General features: G+C 73.7%; 16 protein-coding genes, 1 pseudogene and 1 riboswitch. Of the genes and pseudogenes, 9 read left to right on the forward strand and 8 right to left on the reverse strand.

Annotated elements, in window-relative coordinates; genetic code table 11:
- Window positions 1–103 precede the first annotated feature (103 nt).
- The 4 genes and pseudogenes from KGS77_RS27500 to thiO form a co-directional block, all read right to left on the reverse strand.
- A complete protein-coding gene (locus KGS77_RS27500; RefSeq protein WP_242585855.1) occupies window positions 104–2,263 on the reverse strand; it encodes a PASTA domain-containing protein in 2,160 nt (719 codons plus the stop codon).
- Window positions 2,264–2,535: 272 nt separating this feature from the next.
- A complete protein-coding gene (locus KGS77_RS27505) occupies window positions 2,536–3,330 on the reverse strand; it encodes a thiazole synthase (RefSeq protein ID WP_242585856.1) in 795 nt (264 codons plus the stop codon).
- A gap of 9 nt (window positions 3,331–3,339) precedes the next feature.
- A pseudogene (thiS, locus tag KGS77_RS27510) lies at window positions 3,340–3,540 on the reverse strand (sulfur carrier protein ThiS); the annotation flags it as partial.
- A 113-nt stretch (window positions 3,541–3,653) separates the two neighbouring features.
- Complete coding sequence (gene thiO / locus KGS77_RS27515) at window positions 3,654–4,919, reverse strand: glycine oxidase ThiO (RefSeq protein WP_242587721.1); 1,266 nt, start codon at window positions 4,917–4,919, stop codon at window positions 3,654–3,656.
- A gap of 144 nt (window positions 4,920–5,063) precedes the next feature.
- A riboswitch (TPP riboswitch) is annotated at window positions 5,064–5,177 on the reverse strand.
- A 343-nt stretch (window positions 5,178–5,520) separates the two neighbouring features.
- On the opposite strand from thiO, the gene KGS77_RS27520 reads away from it, so the two are divergent.
- The 5 genes from KGS77_RS27520 (at window position 5,521) to KGS77_RS27540 (ending at window position 10,650) form a co-directional block, all read left to right on the forward strand.
- The gene (locus KGS77_RS27520; protein ID WP_242585857.1) at window positions 5,521–6,762 is read left to right on the forward strand and encodes an FAD-dependent oxidoreductase; all 1,242 of its coding nucleotides are present in this window, start codon (window positions 5,521–5,523) and stop codon (window positions 6,760–6,762) included.
- A gap of 280 nt (window positions 6,763–7,042) precedes the next feature.
- Window positions 7,043–7,408 carry an Rv2175c family DNA-binding protein gene (locus tag KGS77_RS27525; protein WP_242585858.1) on the forward strand — a complete coding sequence of 122 codons (366 nt, stop codon included), beginning with the start codon at window positions 7,043–7,045 and terminating at the stop codon, window positions 7,406–7,408.
- Window positions 7,409–7,642: 234 nt separating this feature from the next.
- Window positions 7,643–8,293 carry a thiamine phosphate synthase gene (thiE, locus tag KGS77_RS27530; RefSeq protein ID WP_242585859.1) on the forward strand — a complete coding sequence of 217 codons (651 nt, stop codon included), beginning with the start codon at window positions 7,643–7,645 and terminating at the stop codon, window positions 8,291–8,293.
- 134 nt (window positions 8,294–8,427) lie between these two features.
- Window positions 8,428–9,345: a methylenetetrahydrofolate reductase [NAD(P)H] gene (gene metF, locus KGS77_RS27535; protein ID WP_242585860.1), complete on the forward strand. Its 918-nt coding sequence runs from the start codon at window positions 8,428–8,430 to the stop codon at window positions 9,343–9,345.
- Window positions 9,346–9,381: 36 nt separating this feature from the next.
- The gene (locus KGS77_RS27540) at window positions 9,382–10,650 is read left to right on the forward strand and encodes a hypothetical protein (protein WP_242585861.1); all 1,269 of its coding nucleotides are present in this window, start codon (window positions 9,382–9,384) and stop codon (window positions 10,648–10,650) included.
- Between the two features lie 206 nt (window positions 10,651–10,856).
- Here KGS77_RS27540 and KGS77_RS27545 read toward each other — a convergent pair whose 3' ends face one another.
- The 3 genes from KGS77_RS27545 to KGS77_RS27555 form a co-directional block, all read right to left on the reverse strand.
- Complete coding sequence (locus KGS77_RS27545; RefSeq protein WP_242585862.1) at window positions 10,857–12,374, reverse strand: NAD(P)/FAD-dependent oxidoreductase; 1,518 nt, start codon at window positions 12,372–12,374, stop codon at window positions 10,857–10,859.
- A gap of 10 nt (window positions 12,375–12,384) precedes the next feature.
- Window positions 12,385–13,011: a DUF4126 domain-containing protein gene (locus KGS77_RS27550; protein ID WP_242585863.1), complete on the reverse strand. Its 627-nt coding sequence runs from the start codon at window positions 13,009–13,011 to the stop codon at window positions 12,385–12,387.
- Window positions 13,012–13,333: 322 nt separating this feature from the next.
- Complete coding sequence (locus KGS77_RS27555; protein WP_242585864.1) at window positions 13,334–13,951, reverse strand: TetR/AcrR family transcriptional regulator; 618 nt, start codon at window positions 13,949–13,951, stop codon at window positions 13,334–13,336.
- A gap of 318 nt (window positions 13,952–14,269) precedes the next feature.
- On the opposite strand from KGS77_RS27555, the gene KGS77_RS27560 reads away from it, so the two are divergent.
- From KGS77_RS27560 to KGS77_RS27575, 4 genes are all read left to right on the forward strand, one after another.
- The gene (locus KGS77_RS27560) at window positions 14,270–14,776 is read left to right on the forward strand and encodes an SAV_6107 family HEPN domain-containing protein (RefSeq protein ID WP_242585865.1); all 507 of its coding nucleotides are present in this window, start codon (window positions 14,270–14,272) and stop codon (window positions 14,774–14,776) included.
- A gap of 380 nt (window positions 14,777–15,156) precedes the next feature.
- A complete protein-coding gene (locus KGS77_RS27565; RefSeq protein WP_242585866.1) occupies window positions 15,157–15,912 on the forward strand; it encodes a methyltransferase in 756 nt (251 codons plus the stop codon).
- A 258-nt stretch (window positions 15,913–16,170) separates the two neighbouring features.
- On the forward strand, window positions 16,171–16,590 hold the full coding sequence (locus KGS77_RS27570) for a DUF3040 domain-containing protein (RefSeq protein ID WP_242585867.1): 420 nt from the start codon (window positions 16,171–16,173) through the stop codon (window positions 16,588–16,590).
- A gap of 405 nt (window positions 16,591–16,995) precedes the next feature.
- Complete coding sequence (locus KGS77_RS27575) at window positions 16,996–17,361, forward strand: hypothetical protein (RefSeq protein ID WP_242585868.1); 366 nt, start codon at window positions 16,996–16,998, stop codon at window positions 17,359–17,361.
- Between the two features lie 347 nt (window positions 17,362–17,708).
- Here the strand turns inward: KGS77_RS27575 and KGS77_RS27580 are convergent, their stop codons facing one another.
- Window positions 17,709–20,153 carry a DUF3488 and transglutaminase-like domain-containing protein gene (locus tag KGS77_RS27580; RefSeq protein ID WP_242585869.1) on the reverse strand — a complete coding sequence of 815 codons (2,445 nt, stop codon included), beginning with the start codon at window positions 20,151–20,153 and terminating at the stop codon, window positions 17,709–17,711.
- Window positions 20,154–20,324: the final 171 nt, after the last annotated feature.

Consider the following 20,324-nt stretch of genomic DNA (forward strand, 5'->3'; position numbering starts at 1 on the left):
CCGGGGCCGGAGCCCGGACCGTACCGCTCCACGGGCCGTGCAGCCTTACCGGCCCACCGGTCCCCGGCTTACCGGCTTACTGACCCACCGGCCCCCGGTGGCTCTACAGCGCTCCCTTGAGCCGGATCGTGATCGTGCTGCCCTTCGGCGCCCGGTCGCCGCCCTTGACCGACTGGGTGTCCACCGAGTCCTGGGGGAACAGCCACGGCTTCTTCACCTCCACCGCGAAGCCCGCGGCCATCAGCTCCCGCTTCGCGTCGTCCACGTTCTTGTCCGTGACGTCGGGGACCGTGACCATCTCCGGGCCCTTGGAGAGGGTGAGGGTGAGGGTGTCGCCCTTGGCCCCGTCCGTGCCCGGGTCCGGGGACTGCCGGGCGACCGTCCCCTTGTCCTGCGGGGCGAAGACGGGCTCCTCGGCGATCTTCACCTGGAAGCCGGCGGCGCGCAGCGCGGCCTCGGCGTCCGCCTGCGCACTGCCGGTCACCTTCGGCACCTGCACCTTCGCGCCCCGGCTGACGGTGAGCGCGACGGCGGTGTCCGGCCGCCGCTTGCTGCCGCCGGGCGGGTCCGTACGGATCACCGAGCCCTTGGCGACCTCGTCGCTGAACTCCTGGGTCTCGGTGCCGAGGACGAACCCGGCGTCCTTGAGCTTGCGCCGGGCGTCGGCGGCCGGAGTGCCCTCCAGATCCGGAATCCGTACGATCTCCGGCCCCCGGGACAGGACGATGGTGACCGTGCCGGTGCCACGGATGCGCTTGCCGGTCCCCGGCTTGGTCGACATCACATGGCCGCGCGCCACATTGGGGCTGAAGGCGTGCTCGACCTCGACCTGGAGGCCCTCGTCGCGCAGCGTCTTCTCGGCCTTCTCCCGGGGCATGTCCAAGACGGCCGGTACGGTCGTGAACTGGCCTGAGCTGATGTACCAGACGCCCGCCCCGACGCCGAAGACGGCCAGGACGGCGATGAGGACCGCGATCAGCTTGCGCCGTGCCGCGAGGAAGCCCGTACGTCTGCCGGGGCCGCCCGGACCCGCCGGACCGGCGGCGCCCACCGGACCCGTCGACACGGCCGGACGCAGCCGCGCGGTGTGCTCGGGCGGCGGGCCGGCCGGGGCCACCGCCGGCGGCAGCTCCAGCCTGCTCGTCCTGTTCAACTGCTCCTCGGCCGGCAGCGGCTGCTGGGGTTGCTGCGGCTGCTGCGGCGCACTGCCACGCGGCAGCACGCTCGTGATGTCCTGCGAGGAGTCCTGGCCGTGGTCGGCGCGGCCCACGCCCCGGGCCAAGTTTCCGCCCGGACCCTGACCAAGGCTCTGGCTCAGGTCCTGGATCCGGCTCTGCGTGGGGTCCTCGGGACCGGTGGCGGAAGCTTCCGGCGCCGGCTCCTTGGCCTGCGGCGGCACCGCGTCCAGGTGTTCCTCGCTCAGTTCGGCGCGGGCAGCCCGGACCAGCGCGAGCAGCGTCACCGCGTCCTGCGGACGCTGCTGCGGGTCGCGGGCGGTGGCCGCGGCGACCAGGTCGTCCAGTTGCGGCGCCAGCCCCGGCACGGCCTGCGAGGGCGGCCGGACGTCCTCGTGCAGCCGCTGGTAGAGGACCTGGGCCGGGCTGCCGCCGGTGTGCGGCTTGCCGCCCGTCAGCATCTCGAACAACACCACGCCGCACGCGTACACATCGGCGCGGGTGTCGGCGGTGCCGTACTCGATCTGCTCGGGCGCCAGGTAGGAGACCGTCCCCAGGACCGAGCCGGTGGAGGCGGTGGTGTGGGTGTCCACGGCGCGTACGAGACCGAAGTCCGCGACCTTGACCCGGCCGTCGTCGCCGATCAGGACGTTCTCCGGCTTCATGTCGCGGTGCACCAGGCCGGCGAGGTGGGCGGCGCCGAGCGCCGCGAGTATCGGCTCCAGGACGTCCAGCGCGGCGCGCGGCTGGAGGGCGCCGCGCTCGCGCAGCACGTCGCGCAGCGTGCAGCCGGCCACGTACTCCATCGCCAGGTAGACGTACGTGCCGTCCGTGCCCTGGTCGAAGACGCCCACCACGTTCGGGTGCGAGAGCCGGGCCACCGACTTGGCCTCACGGATGAAGCGCTCGACGAACGCCTCGTCCGTCGCCAGGGCCGGGTGCATGACCTTCAGGGCGAGCACCCGGTCCAGGCGGGTGTCCACGGCCCGGTAGACCGTGGCCATGCCCCCGGCGGCCACCCGTGCCTGGACGCGGTACCGGCCGTCGAGCAGTTGCCCCACAAGGGGGTCCTGAAGGGTCGTGTCCACGGCTAAGGAGTCTACGAGCCGTCACCGGCAGCTCGTACGCCCCGCTGCCCCCGGGGCCGTACTGAAGCCGAATGGTGACAGGAAACCGGTGGTCATGGGTGGGAAACGGGTGGCCCTGGGTGGTCTCGGGCCGAAAACGGATCGTGGGATCGGGACGGACGGTGAGCGCGGGCCCGGCACGGAGGGTGAGCGCGGGCCCGGGGCGGTCGGTGAGCGCGGGCCAGGCTCGGACGGTGATCAGGGGCTCAGGGGCCCAGGAGCCCAGGTGCACGTCAGAACGCGGGGCGTTCCGGGTCCAGGGACGCCCGGCCTTCGGTGGGCGAGGACGCGTGGGCGAAGTGGCGGCGGGGAATGCGCCCCGCCCGGTACGCCAGCCGCCCGGCCTCCACCGCGTGCCGCATGGCCTCCGCCATCAGTACGGGTTCCTGCGCCCGGGTCACCGCGGACGCCAGCATCACCGCGGCGCAGCCCAGCTCCATGGCGAGCGCGGCGTCCGAGGCGGTGCCCGCCCCCGCGTCCAGGATGACCGGGACCCCGGCCCGCGCGGTGATCAGCTCGAAGTTGTGCGGGTTGCGGATGCCCAGTCCCGAGCCGATCGGGGAGCCCAGCGGCATGATCGCCGCACAGCCCACGTCCTCCAGCTTGCGGGCCAGGACCGGATCGTCGTTCGTATAGGGCAGCACGGTGAAACCGTCGTCCACCAAGGTCTCGGCGGCGTCCAGCAGCTCGACGGGGTCGGGAAGCAGCGTCCGCTCGTCGGCGACGACCTCCAGTTTGACCCAGTGTGTCCCCAGCGCCTCGCGGGCCAGCCGAGCGGTGAGCACGGCCTCGCCGGCCGTGAAGCAGCCCGCCGTGTTGGGCAGGACGCGTATGGCGTGCCGGTCCAGAACGGAGAGCACCGAGCCCTGCACGGTCGGGTCCAGCCGCCGCATGGCGACCGTCGTCAGCTCCGTGCCGGAGGCGATCAGCGAGCGCTCCAGCACGTCGAGGCTGGGCGCGCCGCCCGTACCCATGATCAGGCGGGAGTGGAAGGAGGTGTCGGCGATGGTGAGGAGGTCGTCGGCCATGGTCTGCGCTCAGCCTCCCTGGACCGCGGTGAGGACCTCGACGCGGTCGCCCTCGCCGAGCGGGGTCGCCGGCCACTGGCCGCGCGGTACGACGGTTTCGTTCAGGGCGGCGGCCACGCCGGTGGGCGCCTGGGTCAGCGTTGCCACGAGGCGGTCGAGGGTGAGGCCGTCGGGAATGCGGCGCGACCGGCCGTTGACGGAGACGGATACGGAGACGGGGGCCGGGACGGGTTCGGACGCCGGGACGGGCCCGGTCGCGGGGCCGGGAGCGGACGCGGAGGCGGGGGCGGGGGCGGGCCCAGGGGTGGCGGGGGGAGTGGTGGTCATACGGACTGCTCCTGAAGGGCGTCGGCCGGTGCGCCGGTCGGTGCGGCGGGCCGTACGGAGGGAGGAAGGGGGGACGGTACGGCCGAGGAAACCGCGGAGGCCGGGGGCGTGGCGGGTGTGGCGGACGCGGCGGGCGCGTCGTACGGGAAGCGCTGCGGGGAGAAGGGGCGGGCCTCCTCCGGGAGCCGCCCGCTGACCAGCACCTCGGCCATCACATCACCCGTGACGGGGGTCAGCAGGACGCCGTTGCGGTAGTGCCCCGTGGCGGCCAGGAGGCCGGGCAGCGCGGTCGGGCCCAGGAGGGGCGCGTTGTCGGGGGAGCCGGGGCGCAGCCCGGCGCGGACCTCCACCAGCGGAAGTTCGGTGATGCCGGGCACCAGTTCGTGGGCGTCCCGCAGCAGCTCGTACACGCCGCCCGCGGTGACCGTGGTGTCCCAGCCCAGCTCCTCGCTGGTGGCGCCCACCACCAGCTCGCCGTTCTCCCGCGGCACCAGGTAGAGGTGGCCGCCGCGCACCACGGCCCGTACGGTGCGGGACAGGAAGGGCGCGGCCCCCCGGGGAGGGGCCGGCATCCGCAGCCGCAGCACCTGGCCCTTGACCGGGCGGACCGGCGGCAGCACTTCCGGCGGCACCCCGGCCAGCCGCCCGCTGTCGCTGCCCGCGGCGAGCACGGTCTGCCCCGCCTGAAGGCGGTCGCCGTCGGCCGTCTCGACGCCGGTCGCCCGGCCGCCGCCGACCGTCAGCCGTACCGCGGAGGTGCGGTGGAAGACGACGCCGGCGCGTTCGCAGGCCGTGTACAGCGCGGCGGTCAGTTGGCGCGGATCGACCTGGTGATCGCCGTCCACGCGCAGTCCGCCGCGTACGCCCGGCGCCAGCATCGGCTCCAGACGGCGGCACTCGCGCCCGGTCAGCCACTGCGCGTCCAGCCCCGAGCGGCATTGGAAGGCGTGGAGTTCGCGCAGGTGGGCGCGGTCGTCGGCGTCCAGGGCGACGGCGAGCGTGCCGCACCGGCGGTAGCCGGTCGGCCGGCCGGCGGCCTCCTCCAGTTCGGCGGTGAAGCCGGGGTAGCGCCGCGCCGAGGCCAGGTTGAGGCCGAGCAGGGTCTGCTCGCCGTAGTGGAGCTCGGTGACGGCGGCCAGCATGCCGGCCGCGACCTGGGCCGCGCCGCCGCCGGGCGCCGGGTCCACGACGGCGGTGCGCAGCCCGCGCCCGGCCGCCCGCCAGGCGGTGACCAGGCCGATCACACCGCCGCCGATGACCAGGACGTCCGGGTGCCGCCCGCCTGTCCCCGAAGGCGGACCAGTCGGACCAGGTGGACCAGTCGGCACAGGCGTGCCAGTCGGAACAGGCGGTACGGGCGATGGCTTCTCGGGCGTTTCGGATGGATGCGACGGATGCGATGGATGCATGGGCGTCCAGCCCCTCCCTTCGCCGGCATGACCCGGATCAGGTTCGTACGGTCGGAGGCCGCAGCAGCCTCCCTCTCAGCCCGGTGCGTCAGGGCTCCCGCGAGTGCGTGTGCTGGTAACCCTAGTACGGGCCCACGACGCCCCGTAAGGGAGCACCGAGCGTCCCATGAGGGGGCGCCGGGCGGTCCTTGAGGGGGCGCCGGGCGGTCTTCGAGGGGGCGCCGAGCGGCCCATGAGGGAGTGCCCGGCAGCGCGTAAAGGAGAGCCGGGCGGCGCGTAAGGGAGCGCCGAGGGCTTCCGGGAGAGCGCCGGACGGCCCGCGAGCACCGGCCGCGCGCCCCCACGGCAGGCTCCCGCCCCCGCCCCTACCCCGGTCACCGGCCGGTGACTCTGTGTCCGAGATCTCCTCGCGCGGTGCTGCGGGAGCCCGGTCCCGCCGTCCTACAGTGATCGGGTGAGTGAGCAGAGCACCCTTGCGCGGACCCCTGACCGCACGCGTCGCGTCGTGATCGTCGGCGCGGGGATGGCGGGCGTGCAGACCGCCGTGGCCCTGCGCGAACAGGGCTGGCACGGCGTGATCACGCTGGTCGGGGCCGAACCCCACCAGCCGTACGACCGCCCGCCGCTCTCCAAGGCGGTACTGCTCGGCAAGGCGGACGGGTCCGCCTTCGACGTGGACTTCCAGGCGCTGGGCATCGACCTGGAGCTCGGCCGGTACGTCACCGGGCTCGCGGCCGGCGCCCGGGTCGTGGAGACCGACACCGGCCCCGTCCCGTACGACCATCTGGTCATCGCCACCGGCGCCGAGCCGGTCCCGCTGCCCGGCAGCGCGGGGGTGCCCGGCGTCCATCTGCTGCGCACCCTGGACGACGCCGAGGGGCTGCGGCCCGTCCTGGCCCGGCAGCGCTCGGTCGTGGTCGTCGGGGCCGGCTGGATCGGCGCGGAGTTCGCGACCGCCGCGCGTGAGGCGGGCTGCCCGGTCACCGTCGTGGAGGCCGCCGACCGTCCGCTGGCCGGCGCGCTGCCCGCGGAGGTCGCCTCCTACATGACGGCCTGGTACGCGGACGCCGGCGCCCGGCTGCGCACGGGCGTGCCGGTCGCCTCCGTCGAGGACGGCGCGGTCACGCTCGTCGACGGGACTAAACTGCCCGCCGAGGCCGTCGTCGTGGGGATCGGAGCCCGGCCCGCGACCGGCTGGCTGGCCGGTTCCGGAGTCGAACTCTCGCCCGAGGACCGCTCCGTGCTCGCCGACGAGCGGCTGCGCACCTCCGTGCCCGATGTGTACGCGGTCGGCGACTGCGCCTCCTTCCCGTCCGCCCGCTACGGCAGCCGCCTCCTGGTCCACCACTGGGACAACGCGCTCCAGGGCCCCCGTACGGTCGCCGCCAACATCGCCCGGGGCGAGGCGGAGGGGCCGGTGTACGACCCGGTGCCGTACTTCTGGTCCGAGCAGTTCGGCCGGTTCGTCCAGTACGCCGGTCATCACGCGTGCGCGGACGAAACGATCTGGCGCGGCGATCCCACGAGCGCCGCCTGGTCGGTGATCTGGCTGCGGGGCGGGCGGCTGGTCGCCCTTCTGGCGGTGGGCCGGCCGCGCGATCTGGCGCAGGGGCGGAGGCTCATCGAAAGGGGCGCGGAGCTGGACCGGGGGCGGGCGGCGGACGCCTCCGTACCGCTGAAGTCGGCGGCGGTCTGACGCGCCTGCGGGCCTTTGGGCTTCCTCGCCCGACGGGGCCTGCGGATCCGGCAGCGGTCCGGCGGCCCCGACACCACCCGCAGCTCCGTGGCCGCCGGGCAGCTGTGATTTTTGCGATCTCCGCGGCCCCCACGGGCTTCGCCCTGCCCGGAGACTTCCCGGATTCTCCGGCCTTTTCCAGGGTTCCCGCCGGGTTCACCAGGGCTTTCGCAGGCTCCGGGGAGCCCTGAACGGCGATGCCCGGCTACCGGCTGTCAGTGGGAGGTGGCACGCTTGTCCCGTGACCGAGATTGACGCAAAGATCGATGGACTCGTCCCCGCCTGGCTCACCCTCCCCGACATCGCCGAACTTCTCGGCGTCGAGGTGACGCGCGTGCGACAGCTCGTCAAGGAGGGCCAGCTCATCGCGGTGCGCCGCGGCGAGAACCGGGCGCTTCATGTGCCGGCCGATTTCATCAAGGACGGCAAGGTCGTCAAGGGCCTGGTCGGGACGCTCACCCTCCTGCGGGACGACGGTTTCGCCGACGAGGAGATGCTGGAATGGCTGTTCACCGCGGATGAGACCCTGCCCGGTACCCCCGCGCAGGCGCTGCGCGAGAATCGGGGCACGGAGGTCAAGCGGCGGGCTCAGGCGCTCGCCGTCTGAGGCCGTCGGCGCGGCGGCCCGGGCGGCGCACGACCGCCGTCCGTGACCGCGTTCACCATCGTGGGCCATCAGGTGTGGTCCACCACTGCGGACCACCGCCGTGATCCACCACCGCATCCGTAACCGCAAGCGCAACCGCACCGGCGTGCGTGACGACCGCGTCAGCACGCGTGACCAGGGGTGTACGGGCCGGAAAGCCCGGCCCGTACACCCGGCCCTGGGGGAAGCCGACCGATGACCACCGCACGACAGTCCCTGGCCGACGCCCGGCTCTACCTGTGCACCGACGCCCGTAAGAAGCAGGGCGACCTGCCCGAGTTCCTCGACGCGGTGCTCGCCTCGGGCGTCGACATCGTGCAACTGCGCGACAAGGGCATGGAGGCGGGGGAGGAGCTGGCCCACCTGGAGGTCTTCGCGGACGCCTGCCGGCGGCACGGCAAACTGCTGGCCGTCAACGACCGCGCGGACGTCGCCCACGCCATCGGCTCGGACGTCCTGCATCTGGGACAGGGCGACCTGCCCGTCCCGGCGGCCCGCGCCATCCTCGGCGAGGAGGTGCTCATAGGCCGCTCCACGCACGCCGAGGCGGAGGTGGACGCCGCCGTCACCGAAGCGGGCGTGGACTACTTCTGCACGGGTCCGTGCTGGCCGACCCCGACCAAGCCGGGACGGCACGCCCCGGGGCTGGACCTGGTCCGCTACGCCGCCTCGCGCACGACCGCGCGCCCCTGGTTCGCGATCGGCGGGATCGACGCGGGCAACCTCGACCAGGTGCTCGACGCCGGAGCGCGCCGCATCGTGGTCGTCCGGGCGCTCACCGAGGCCGCGGACCCGGCGGCAGCGGCAGCCGAGCTGGCCGGACGGGTACGCGCCTACGACGCGTGACCCACCCGCTTTCTGGACGCCGGAGGACGGCGGTGCGGCGGCGAGGTGTCCGAGGCGTGGACGGCAATACGGCGAAACGGGCATTTCGTAGGCATCGGTTGGTGCCTGCCCGACCGGTCGATAACCTGCCACGTATGGCCCTAGGTACAGCTTCCACCAGGACTGATCGCGCACATACCGTGCGCGATCTGCTCGCCTCCGGCAAGCAGTCGTATTCGTTCGAGTTCGCGGCCCCGAAGACCGAGAAGGGCGAGCGGACCCTGTGGAACGCCATTCGCCGGATCGAGGCCGTCTCGCCGACCTTCGTCTCCGTGACCTACGGCGCGGGCGGCTCCTCCCGTGAGGGCACGGTGCGCGCGACCGAGCGGATCGCCACCGACACCACCCTCACACCGGTCGCCCACCTCACCGCGGTCAACCACTCCACCGCCGAACTGCGCAACGTCATCGGGCAGTACGCCGACGCCGGCATCCGCAACATGCTCGCGGTACGGGGCGACCCGCCCGGCGACCCCATGGGCGAGTGGGTGCCCCACCCCGGAGGCGTGACCTACGCGGCCGACCTGGTCCGTCTCATCAAGGAAGCCGGCGACTTCTGCGTGGGCGTCGCCGCCTTCCCCGAGATGCACCCGCGCTCGACGGACTGGGACACCGACGTACGGCACTTCGTCGACAAGTGCCGGGCGGGCGCCGACTTCGCCATCACGCAGATGTTCTTCTACGCGGAGGACTACTTCAGGCTGCGCGACAGGGTGGCGGCGGCGGGTTGCCGTACACCGATCATTCCGGAGATCATGCCGGTCACGAACGTCCGTCAGATCGAGCGGTTCGCGCAGCTCAGCAATGCCGCCTTCCCGCCCGCGCTGGCCGACCGCATCCTGGCGGTCAAGGACGATCCGGCGGCGGTACGCTCCATTGGCATCGAGTACGCGACGGAGCTGTGCGGGCGCTTGATGGCCGAGGACATTCCCGGGTTGCACTTCATTACCCTGAACCACTCCACGGCAACGCTGGAAATCTACGAGAATCTGGGGCTGCATCAGCAGTCCTGAACACGGCGGCCGGAGAGCGGCGGAACAGGGGCGTACATGGGCTGGACGGTCCTCTACATCGCATTCGGCCTGGTGGCGCTCTGGCTTCTGGGCGAGGTCCTGTTCCAGTACAAGGCGCCGCTGCACTGGCGGCTGCTGGCCTTCACCGGATTCCTCGGCGTGGTCGCCGGAGTGATCGTGCCGTCGGTGATCCTGATCGCGGTGGGAGCCGTCGCCTTCGCCGTGGGGCAGACGTACGTCACGCTCTCCTTCCGCAGTGGCTATGTCTCCGGCTGGTCGCTGGGCGGCAGGCGCGGCAAGTCCGGCCAGGCGCCGGGCGGTACGGGTGAGCCGGGTCAGCCGGCCGGGTCAGGCAGGCCGGGCAGGCTGAGCAAGTCGGGCAAGCCGGGCAAGTCGGGTAAGGCGTCGGGCGGTTCCTCGGGGGAGAACCGGCGGCGGAAGGGCCGGGGCGCCGGGAAGGGCGCCTCTTCCCGGTCCGCGCTCCAGACGTCGGGCTCGGACGCGGCGCCGGCCGCCGTGCCGGACGCGGTGCCGGCCGGACAGCAGGGTGAGGCACCGTACGCCGAGGGGCCCGAAGCCACGGCCACCCGCGAACACGACGGCATCCAGGACTCCAACGGCTTTCCGGGCCCCAACGGCTTCCCCGACGCGGACGGTTTCCCCGCCGCCGGCGGCTACCCGGCGGGGGACGGCTTCGCCCACGCCCAGGAAGGCTTCCCCGGCCGCGAGGACTTCTCCGGGCCGCAGGACCGTACGGCGGTCTACGCACCCCAGCCGCTGCCCGAGGAGAGCGGCCGGTACGGCGTCTACGACGCCGACGCCCGTACGCCGCAGGACGCTCCGCAGGACCGGTCCGTCTATGACGGCGGCGGGTACGGCGGTGCGTACGCAGACGGCTACGGCGAGGGCTACGGCCGAACCGCGCCGGGCCAGGACGGATACGGCGACCACTACGGCGCGTACGGCGACGGGCAGGGGCAGGGCCACACGCACGGCGGCGAGCAGACGCCCTACCCCGACCCTTACACGGGGGCACAGCAGTACTCCGGCCCCTACGACCCGTACGAGCAGCACGACCCCTACGGCTCCGCGTCCTACGCCCCGCATCCGGCGCAGTCCGCACAGCCGGCGCAGCAGTACGGCGGGGAACACATACAGCACGGGCAGGAGCCCCAGGGATACACCGAGACCCCGCCCGGCGGCGTCTGGGTCCCGCAGCAGCGCCACACCGGCCTCCCGCCCGAGCAGCAGCCCTACCCGCCGTACCAGCAGCGCGGCTTCGACGAGCAGCAGTACCGCTACTGACACCGCACCGCGGCCGGACCGCCCGCCCGGACGCGCCCCGTTCCCCGTCCGGCCCCCGCTGCGTTACACAAGCCGACTGCACACGCCTCCGGCCGCCCCGTACCGCGCCCGGGCGCTTGCGCCTCCTGGGAGACAGGAGAGCAGCACCAGCTCCCGGGACCGCACCAGTTCCCGGGGGCCGCGCCGACTACTGGGAGCCGCACCGACTACTGGGAGCCGCGCCAGTCGTCGCCGTTGACGATCAGACCCGCGACGACGGCGCCGGACATCCCGGCGTGCGCCAGCCCGCCGCCGGGGTGCGACCAGCCGCCGACCGTATAGAGGCCGGGTATCGCGGTGCGGTTGGAGGGCCGCAGGAAGCGCCCGTCGGCACCGGCCAGTGACGGCCCCGGCACCGGCCCGTCGGCGCCGGGCGGACGGACCTCGCTCCACAGCACCCGCTCGCGCAGCCCCGGTACGGCCGCCTCGGCGGTCTCGATCATCCGGTCCGCGGCCGTCCGGGCGGCCCCGCCGTCCTCCTGCCCGTCCGGGCCGCGCCAGGCCACCGTCGCGCTCAGCGTCACGGCCTCATGGGCGTCGTCGGGACGGGAGGTGGGATCGTCGGGGCGCAGCACCGTCACCGTCGGCCGTGCGCACGGCGTCCGCGTGTCCGGCCCGTCCCCGAACACTTCCGTCAGCTCCGCCTGACGGTCCGCCGCGTGGACCACGGTGCGGTGCGCCGCGTCCGCCGGGCGCGCGCCGCGCAGCGCCAGGAAGACGGTGAGCCGCCCCGTCGCCCGGCCGCCCGGCCCCGGGTCCGGACGCACCGCGCCGTCCTCCCACGGCTCCACGCCCTTGAGCAGCGAGGGAAGCCGCACCGGGTCCAGGCCCGCGACGACCGTGTCCGCCTCCGCGACACCGCCGTCCGCCAGCTCGACGCCCGCCGCCCGGCCGTCCTCCTGGACGATCCGTGTCACCTCCGCCCCGAAGGTGAACTCCACCTTGCGGGCCAGGCAGCGTTCGTACAGCGCGTCCGCCAGCGCGCGCATACCACCGCGTATGTACCAGCTCCCGAAGGTCTGCTCCATGTAGGGCAGTACGGCGGCGCTAGCGGGCGCCGTCCGCGGATCGAAGCCGTACGCCAGCGCATGGCTCTCCAGCAGGGCGACCAGCCGCGGATCCGCCAGCTCCCGGCGCGCCACCTCGGCGAGATGCGGCGCGGCCGGCGACCGGCCGAACCCGAGGAGTCCGCGCCTGCGCACCGCCGGGTACGGATCGCGGCCGAGCACCTGCCAGTCCTGCCGCAGCGGCTCCTCCAGCAACGGCCGCCGCATCGCGTCCCACGCCTGCCGCGCGCGGTTGACGAACTCGCTCCAGCGCTCGCCCGCGCCCGCGCCCAGCGCGGCATCCAGGGCGGCGACCACACCGGCCCGGGAGGCGTTGGGCAAAGAGACGGCCGTACCGTCGGCGAAGACATGGCGGCCGGCCGGATCCACTTGGGACAGCTCCACGACGCTCTCCAGCGGCTCCCGGCCCGTCTTGATGAACAGGTCGCGGTAGACGGCGGGGAGGTGCAGCAGCCCCGGCCCGGTGTCGAAGCCGAAGCCCTCCCGCTCCCACCGCCCCACCGCGCCGCCGTGCGTGCTCCCACGCTCGAACACCGCCACCCGGTGGCCCGCGACGGCCAGCCGGGCGGCAGCCGCCATCGCGCCCATCCCGGCGCCGATCACCGCAATCCGTGCCATGCCTGCGACTCTAGCCGGGGCCACCGACAACGCCGGAACCGCGCTGCCTCCCCTCCTCGCGCGCCAGCCGCCGCTGCCGCCTGCGCCGCAGGAAACGCCGGATCCGCCGCCACAGGAAGACCACCACGAAGACACCCAGGGCCAGCAGCACCGCCGCGATGACCGCCGCGGCCACCGGATGGAAGACTGCGAAGACGACGATCCCCGCGACGCCCAGGTCCTCGGCCGTACTGAGGAGGAAATTGCTCGCCGGCTCGGGAGAGGTGTTGGCAGCCATCCGCGTACCGGCCTTGACCAGGTGGCTCAGCAGCGCGGTGGAGCCGCCCACCGCGCCCGCCGCCAGCTCCGGGAGCGAGCCGTCGTGCCCCGCCAGCAGGGCCGCCACCACCGCCCCGGACACCGGACGGATCACCGTGTGCACGGCGTCCCACACCGAGTCCACGTACGGGATCTTGTCGGCGACGGCCTCACAGAGGAACAGTGCCCCCGCCGCGATCAGCACATCGGTGCGCTGCAAGGACGCGGGTACCTGGTCGGTGGCCCCGGTCGCGCCCAGCAGGCCGAAGAGCAGCACGACGGCATAGGCGTTGATCCCGCTCGCCCAGCCACTGGTGAACACCAAAGGGAGTACAGACACGCGTGCGAGCGTAGCCAGCTCTGGGGGCGGGTGCTCAGTTTTGAGTATCCGTACCTAGTCACCGGGATGAGTAGGTACGCGGATGGGCTTTCACCTGTGCGGAAGGAAGAGTGGGGGCCACGGAAGGGGCGCGGCACCGGCACCGCCGACACGGGGCGGCGGAACGGGGCGGCTCCCCCGAAGTGACGGGGGAAGTACGGGGGATACGGGGGAAATACGGGGGCTCCACGGGGGAGCCACGGGGGAAGCGCTGTCCTGGTCGGATCGGTGGGGGAACGATCCGCGCCAGGACAGCGCGCTTTCCGGATCTCGACGACAGGGCCTACTGGGCGGGGTGCCCGCTCACCCGCCCCTGCAACAGCCGCGAGAGCGCCGCGTGCACGTCCTGCACCGACCGGTGCGGCTGGTAGGACAGCCAGTCCAGTGCCGCCACCAGCACCATCCCGAACAGCGCGGAGGCGGTCAGCGGGATGTCGATCTCCTGGCTCAGCTCGCCCTCCGCCACGGCTTCCCGCAGCACACCCTCCACCACCGCGATCGCCCGTTCCCGGACCACCATCAAGGTGGACTGCCAGGCCCGGTTGGTGCGCCACAGTTCGGCCACGTACAACTGCGTCAGTGACGGGTAGCGGGAGATGAACTCCAGCCCCGCCCGGATCATCGCGTCCAGTGCGTCCACCCGGGTGCCGCCCCGCTCCGCGGCCTCGTCGGCGGCCTGCTGCAAGGAGGCCGCCAGCAGTTCGATGCCGTGCCGCAGCAGCTCCTCGAAGAGTTCGTTCTTGCTGGCGAAGTTGTAGTAGACGGTGCCCTTCGCGACCCCCGCCCGGTCGGCGATCTCGTCCACGGTGGTGGAGGAGAAACCCTGTTCGGCGATGAGGGTGACCGCGGCGTCGAAGAGCTTGCGCCGGGTGGCCTGACGGCGCGTACTGGAGCTGTCCATGGAGGCGATTGTGCCGCTCCCGGCACACCGCCCGCTCAGGGACTCGGCTCCGTACGCGGATCGGGGTGCCGCCCCCGGCCCTCCGTATCGGACTGACTGGTCAGTTCGATACGGAAGGCGGTCGGCGACCGGCCTCCGGGTTGCGCCATGACGCGCTCGACGCCCCCCTCATCCGGCAGGGCCAAGGGATGCACATCCCCTACGGAACACCGTTCCCCCCCCAACCACCCCATATGTGCCCCGTTTTCGGGGAAAGAGCAGGTCAGGGCCGATTGTCAGTGGTGTCCCTCACGATGGGTTCTGCGGTTCCGAACCGTCATGCGACGACAGGAGGTTCGTCATGGCAGTCACTCCCTCCAAGGGCGGCTCCGCCGCGTACGGTCCCCCGGCGATGTCCACCCCGTCCTGCGCCGGGCAGGCGCACCACCCGCGGCGCTGGACCTGCTCTCCAAGGCCCAGCAGGGCCTCGACGAGGCCCGGGAGCTGGAGACTCCCAACGAGCGCTACGCCACCGCCCACCTCGCGGCGCTGCGCACCGCCGCCGCCGTGCTCGCCGTGCGCGGCCGGCCCGAACCCACCCTCCGCCGCAGACAGCGCATCCGCAGCGCCTGGGAAGTGCTGCCGGAGGTCGCACCCGAACTGGCCGAATGGAGCGCGTTGTTCGCCTCCGGCGCGCAGCGGCGGGCGCGCGCCGAGGCGGGCATAGAAGGCGCGGCCGGTCCGCGCGACGCCGACGACCTCCTGCGGGACGCCGGGATGTTCCTGCGCCTGGTGGAGCGGATGCTCGTCCTGCAGCCGGTGCTGCCGCCCCAGCGGGCGGGCTGACAGGGCGCGGGGCCGGTCCCGGAGGCGCGCGGGCGGTGTGAGCGTGGCGCCCGCCCCGGGACCTCCGCCGGCCGTACGGGTCCGGTTCGGGCGGAGCCGTACGGACCGGCTCCCGGATCAGCCGCCGGACCAAGGGCCATCGGGCCGCCGGACCGGGGCCGCCGGACCGGGGTCGCTGGGCCCGGGCTGCCGGGCCGGGGCTGCCGGTGTCGTCAGGAGCCGCCGGGGCACCGGGAGCCCCGGCGCTGGAGTGTGCCGGGCCGGGCGGGAACGCCGGACCGGGAGTCGGTCGGTGATGGGCGCACCGGGTGCCCATTAGGGTGGGAGGCGCCTATCAGTTCAGTTCATGCAGTTCATGCCCCCTTCGAGGAGCCCCCGCCGTGTCTGACCCGCTGCGCCCGCGCGCGTCCCTTCGTACCGCCGTGGTCTGGGACGTCCTCAAAGACGCCCTGGACCGCCGGGCCAAGGCCGCCGGGCGGGACGCCCTGGACATCCTGGACACCGGCGGCGGCACGGGGAACTTCGCCGTGCCGGCGGCCCGTCTCGGCCACCGCGTCACCGTCGTCGATCCCAGCCCGAATGCCCTTTTCGCCCTGGAACGCCGGGTAGCGGAGGCAGGTGTCGCCGACCGGGTGCGCGCTGTCCAGGGTGACGCGCACGGCCTGTTCGACGTGGTCGAGCGCGGCGGCTACGACGCGGTGCTGTGCCACGGCGTCCTGGAGTACGTGGACGATCCGGCCGAAGGCGTACGCAACGCCGTCGCCGCGCTGCGCTCCTCCGGCACCCTCAGCCTGCTCGCCGCCGGCCTCGGCGGTGCCGTGCTCGCCCGCGCCCTGGCCGGCCACTTCACCGAGGCCCACCATGCCCTCACGGACCCGGCCGGCCGCTGGGGCGAGGGCGACCCGATGCCCCGCCGCTTCACCGCCGAGCAGCTCGCCGGACTGGTCTCCGCCACCGGCATGGAGGTCGGCGCGGTCCACGGCGTACGCGTCTTCGCCGACCTGGTCCCCGGCGTGCTGGTGGACACCGAGCCCGGCGCCATGGACGCCCTCCTGAAGCTGGAGGCGGCAGCCGCCGAGCAGCCCGCCTTCCACTCCGTGGCCACCCAGCTCCACGTCCTGGCCGAACGCGGCTGACCGCACCGCCCGCGGCCGGTGCCGAAGGCAGTCGTGGACAGCCCACCCGATCAGCCGCTTCGCCCCGTATGATCGGGGGACAGCGTCCGGCATGACGGACGGGCGGGTGGGGAATGCAGGCTGCATCACCACCGGCCGCCGCAGCGGCCCGGACAGTGAATTGGCGTAGAGGGGCGGGTTTCACGGGGGCGATTCCCTGCCTATCCTGAAAGGGTCGCACCCCGGTCGCCCCCCGCGACCGACGAGTAGGAGGACTCCGTGCCGCTCTCGGAGCACGAGCAGCGCATGCTCGAGCAAATGGAGCGAGCGCTGTACGCCGAAGATCCCAAGTTCGCGACAGCGCTTGAGGGAAGCGGGCTGCGTACGTACACCCGGCGACGGGTCTACCAAGCGGTCGCGGGCTTTCTGGTGGGTATCGCACTCCTCATGGCAGGAATGGTCGCGCAGCAGATCTGGGTCAGCGTGGTGGGGTTCCTCGTCATGCTCGGCTGCGCGGTGCTCGCGGTCACCGGATGGCGTAAGGCTCCCAAGCCGGGAGACCAGCAGCCGGCCGTCGGGGCAGCGGGCAGCGCCAGGGGCCCGGGAGCAGCGGCCCGAGGGCAGGCGCGGCAGCGTCGCTCGATGATGGACCGTATCGAGAACCGCTGGCAGCGCCGCCGCGACGAACAGGGCCACTGACCTGACACAGGCCCGCCGACTTCTCCCCTCATAACACTCCCGCCCGAACGGCGCGACCCCGCCCCCAGGCGGCCCGCGCCGCTCGCCGTCCACCCACCCACTCACGCCCCGGCGCACCCGGCGCATTCCACACGTCCCACGGCTCCCACGCCGCCGCACGTACCCACCTGCGCCATTGCTCTGCCCCCGCCCGTCTTGTCGGTCGGCGGCGCGGACGCGGTCCGGGCGTGCCCGCGGGCGGCCCCACCACGCCGCCCGGTCCTGTGAACCGTGGTGACCGGCCCACCCCACGAGCCCCCGGTGCCTTCGCTCCTCCGTCGCCGCCGCACGCGCTGCACCTCCTTACGTTTGCGCCGGCCCAGGCTTTCCGGCGGGGCAGCGCCAGAAGACAACTGCCCTGTCCGCGTGGCCGGGCAGGTGGAAGATGAGGCAAGGAGCTTCGACCTTGCGGTCCTGGCGATGGACGTGTCGGCTGACGCAGCGACGGCACATGCGATGTTCGAGCGGTGCGTGTCCGGACGTCACGACGAGGGAGACCCGGACGAGCGGGTGGTCGCGTGCCATGACCGGTCGCGCTCGCGGTTTCCGGACCACCCGCCCCACGGTGAGGACTCGCCGTGGATGTCGACGCCGCCGAGCGTCGGCATCGACCCCGCGATCATGCATGTGAGCTTCTCGTTCAGCAGCGACGCCGCGCTCAGGGCGATCGAGGAGCTTGCTGCTCGGCTTGGGTGCGGGCCGGGCGGCAGGGGCCGGCGCCGGTTTCCGTGAGGTGCCGTTGCAGAGCGCTCCCGTACGCCCCACAAGTGGGGCCGGGCGAGCCGGACAAGCCGGACGACTCGGAGCGCTGAAGTCACGGCCGGTGCCGGTGCCGGGCCGGAGCGCTGTGAGGGCCGGTGGCGTCGGCCTCGATCCACAGCCCGGCCGGGGTCCGTCGACAGGTGCCGTTGGCGGCCGGTGGCGGTGTCGCCCGTACGAGGTTCCCCCAGGGCCGCACCGTTCGGGCAGGTGCAGCCGGGGCCCGCCGGGGCGCCCCGGCGGACCCCGGCGCCGATCCGCCCGGCTCAGCAGGAGCCGTCAAGAACGGTTGATAACCGTTGATAACGGTCGAGACTGGTTCAGGACTCTCGGCGGAACGGGCGCAGCGTGTGGAGGCCGCGGCGGGCGGTGGTCCATTTCCGGGCCGCGCGGCTTGTGTGCCAGCGGGACAGGAGGGCCGAGCGGCGGGCGGAGAGGGACCACAGGACCCGGACCGCGGAGCGGGGGAACAGCAGGGCGCGCAGGCGCAGGCCAGCGGAGGCGGTGCTCCGCAGTCCGGCCCGGACGCGCCGGACGTCCGCGCCCAGGCCCGTCGCCGGGCGGGGCCGTGGGGCGTACAGCACCTGCTCCACCGCGCCCGCCACCCGGTGCGCCGACTCGGCCGCCGCCCCGCGCAGCTCGCCGATCCGTACGATCCGGGCCGCCGCCTTGCGCGGGCCGAGCGACTCGTCCGGCACGATGCCGAAGTCCCAGCCGCTGTCCACCAGCTCCCGCCAGGCCGCCAGGACCGGTGCTCCGGCGTCCACGCCCCGGCGGCCCGCTCCCAGGCGCCGGGCCCGTACGCGGGCGCGCCACAGCAGCGGCAGCAGCGGCAGCACCACGACGACCAGCGCGCCCAAGGAGATCCACGCGATCGTCTTGGCCGAGGGCCCGCCGTCATCGGGGCCGGCGCCCAGTTGGGCGGGCGCCGCCGGGCACCCGTCCGTCCGGTGCCCGCCGGGGGCGCAGCCCGGCGCGGCGGACGGGCCGTCCGGTGCGGCGGCGGAGCGGGACGGCAGCGGCGCCGGGGCGCTCGGACCACCCTCGGCCGGGGTGTTGGCCATGGTGTAGTCCGGAGTGGTGCCACGGCTCGGCGTCGGCTCGAAGCGCGTCCAGCCGACCCCTTCGAAGTACAGTTCCGGCCAGGCGTGGGCGTCCTTCAGGCCGACCGATGTCGTACCGTCCCGCTGTTTGACGCCGGGGGTGAAGCCGACCGCGACCCGCGCCGGTATGCCCAGCGTCCGCGCCATCGCCGCCATGGAGAAGGCGAAGTGGACGCAGAAGCCCTCCTTCTGCTGGAGGAAGCGGGTGATGGCTTCCGTGCCGCTGCCCGCCCGCACCTCGGTGTTGTAGCTGAAGCCGCCGTTGAGCGCGAACCAGTCCTGGAGCCTGACGGCCTTGTCGTACGGGGTACGGGCCCCTCCCGTGACCCGCGCCGCGGTCTTCCTCACCACGGCCGGGAGCGAGTCGGGAACCTTGGTGTACTCGCGCAGGATCTCCGTACGGGGTGCCGGCGCCGAGGCGAGCTGCCGCGCGGTGGGCCGCACGAGCAGGCTCTCGACCTGGTACTGCACGCCCCGGGTGCTCTGCCCCCGGTCGCCGACCAGCGTGCGGCCCTCGGGCTCGAAGCGCCAGCGGCCGGAGATGTCCACCTTGGAGGCCGGGTAGGGCAGCGGGAGCCAGCTCTGGGCGTACCAGTCGGCGGTGGAGACGGAGGTGTTGATCTTCTCCGCGTCCACGTCCGGACCGAGTCCGGCCGGGGAGGGAAGGGTGTCGGGCACGTCCGTGACCGTCCGCTCGGACGGCTTCCACGCCGTGCCGTCGAACTGGTCCAGCGCCACGATCCGCAGATACAGATCGCGGGTGTCCTCGATGGTCGTGCGGTAGTTGAGGACTTCCCGGTCCTCCGGCTGGTTCAGGCTGTTCTGCAAGGACACCAGCGGGTTCACGGCGGAGATCGTGCTGCCGTCGCCGGAGCCCGGACCGGGCCGGGGCGGCGCCAGCAGTCCGCCGCCGAGCGCGGGCAGCGCGGCCGGCACCACCAGCGCGATGCCCAGGACGACCGCGCCGATCCTGCGCCCGGTACGGACCGGAGCCAGCGCCGGGCCCCCGGCCGCGGCGGCGAAGCTCTGGCCGGCGGTCACCGGCGGCCGGCCCGTACCGGGGCCGGTGCCGCCGAACACCCGGCCCCACTGGGAGAGCCGGTCGCGGCCCTCGGCGAGGAGCAGCAGCAGATAGCCGGCCGCGGCGATCAGGAACCACAGCCAGGCCGCCCCGCCCTGGGACAGCCCCGCGGCGACCGAGTACAGGGCGAGCAGCGGCAGCCCGGCGGGCGCGGCACTGCGGTAGGTGACCGCCAGGGCGTCCACCACCAGCCCGATGACCACCACCCCGCCGACCAGCAGCAGCCGGATACCGCCGGTGACCGGCGCCGGTATCGCGTAGCGCCCGACATCCCCGACGCCCTCCCCGACCAGCCGCCCGAACGTCTGGAAGACCTCCGGGCCCGGCAGCACGCCGCCGATCGCCCGGTCGCGCGCGAAGACCACCGTGAGCAGGACCAGCAGCACCAGGGTCTGTACGGCGACGGTCAGCGGCCGGGCCAGCGGGACCCGGCGGGCCAGTGCCCCGACCCCCGTCACGATCATGAGCAGGATCGTCGCCTGGAGCATCCAGCCGACCGGATCGACCAGCGGCAGCAGCGCGCAGCCCGCGCAGAGCGTGGCGACCGCCGCGCACACCGTCAGCCGCGCCCGCCCGCTCATGCCGGCCTCCCGCGCAGCCCGTGCCTATACGAACGCCCCGGCCCGTGACCGTATGAATGCCCCGGCCCGTGCCCGTACGCACGCCGCAGGTCGTGCCCGTACGCACGCCCCGGCCCGCAGCGGAGGTAACCGCTGTCTTCGCCACCGGCCCGTGCGGACGTTCCGTGCCGC

This window comes from Streptomyces sp. MST-110588, assembly GCF_022695595.1.
Classification (GTDB): domain Bacteria; phylum Actinomycetota; class Actinomycetes; order Streptomycetales; family Streptomycetaceae; genus Streptomyces.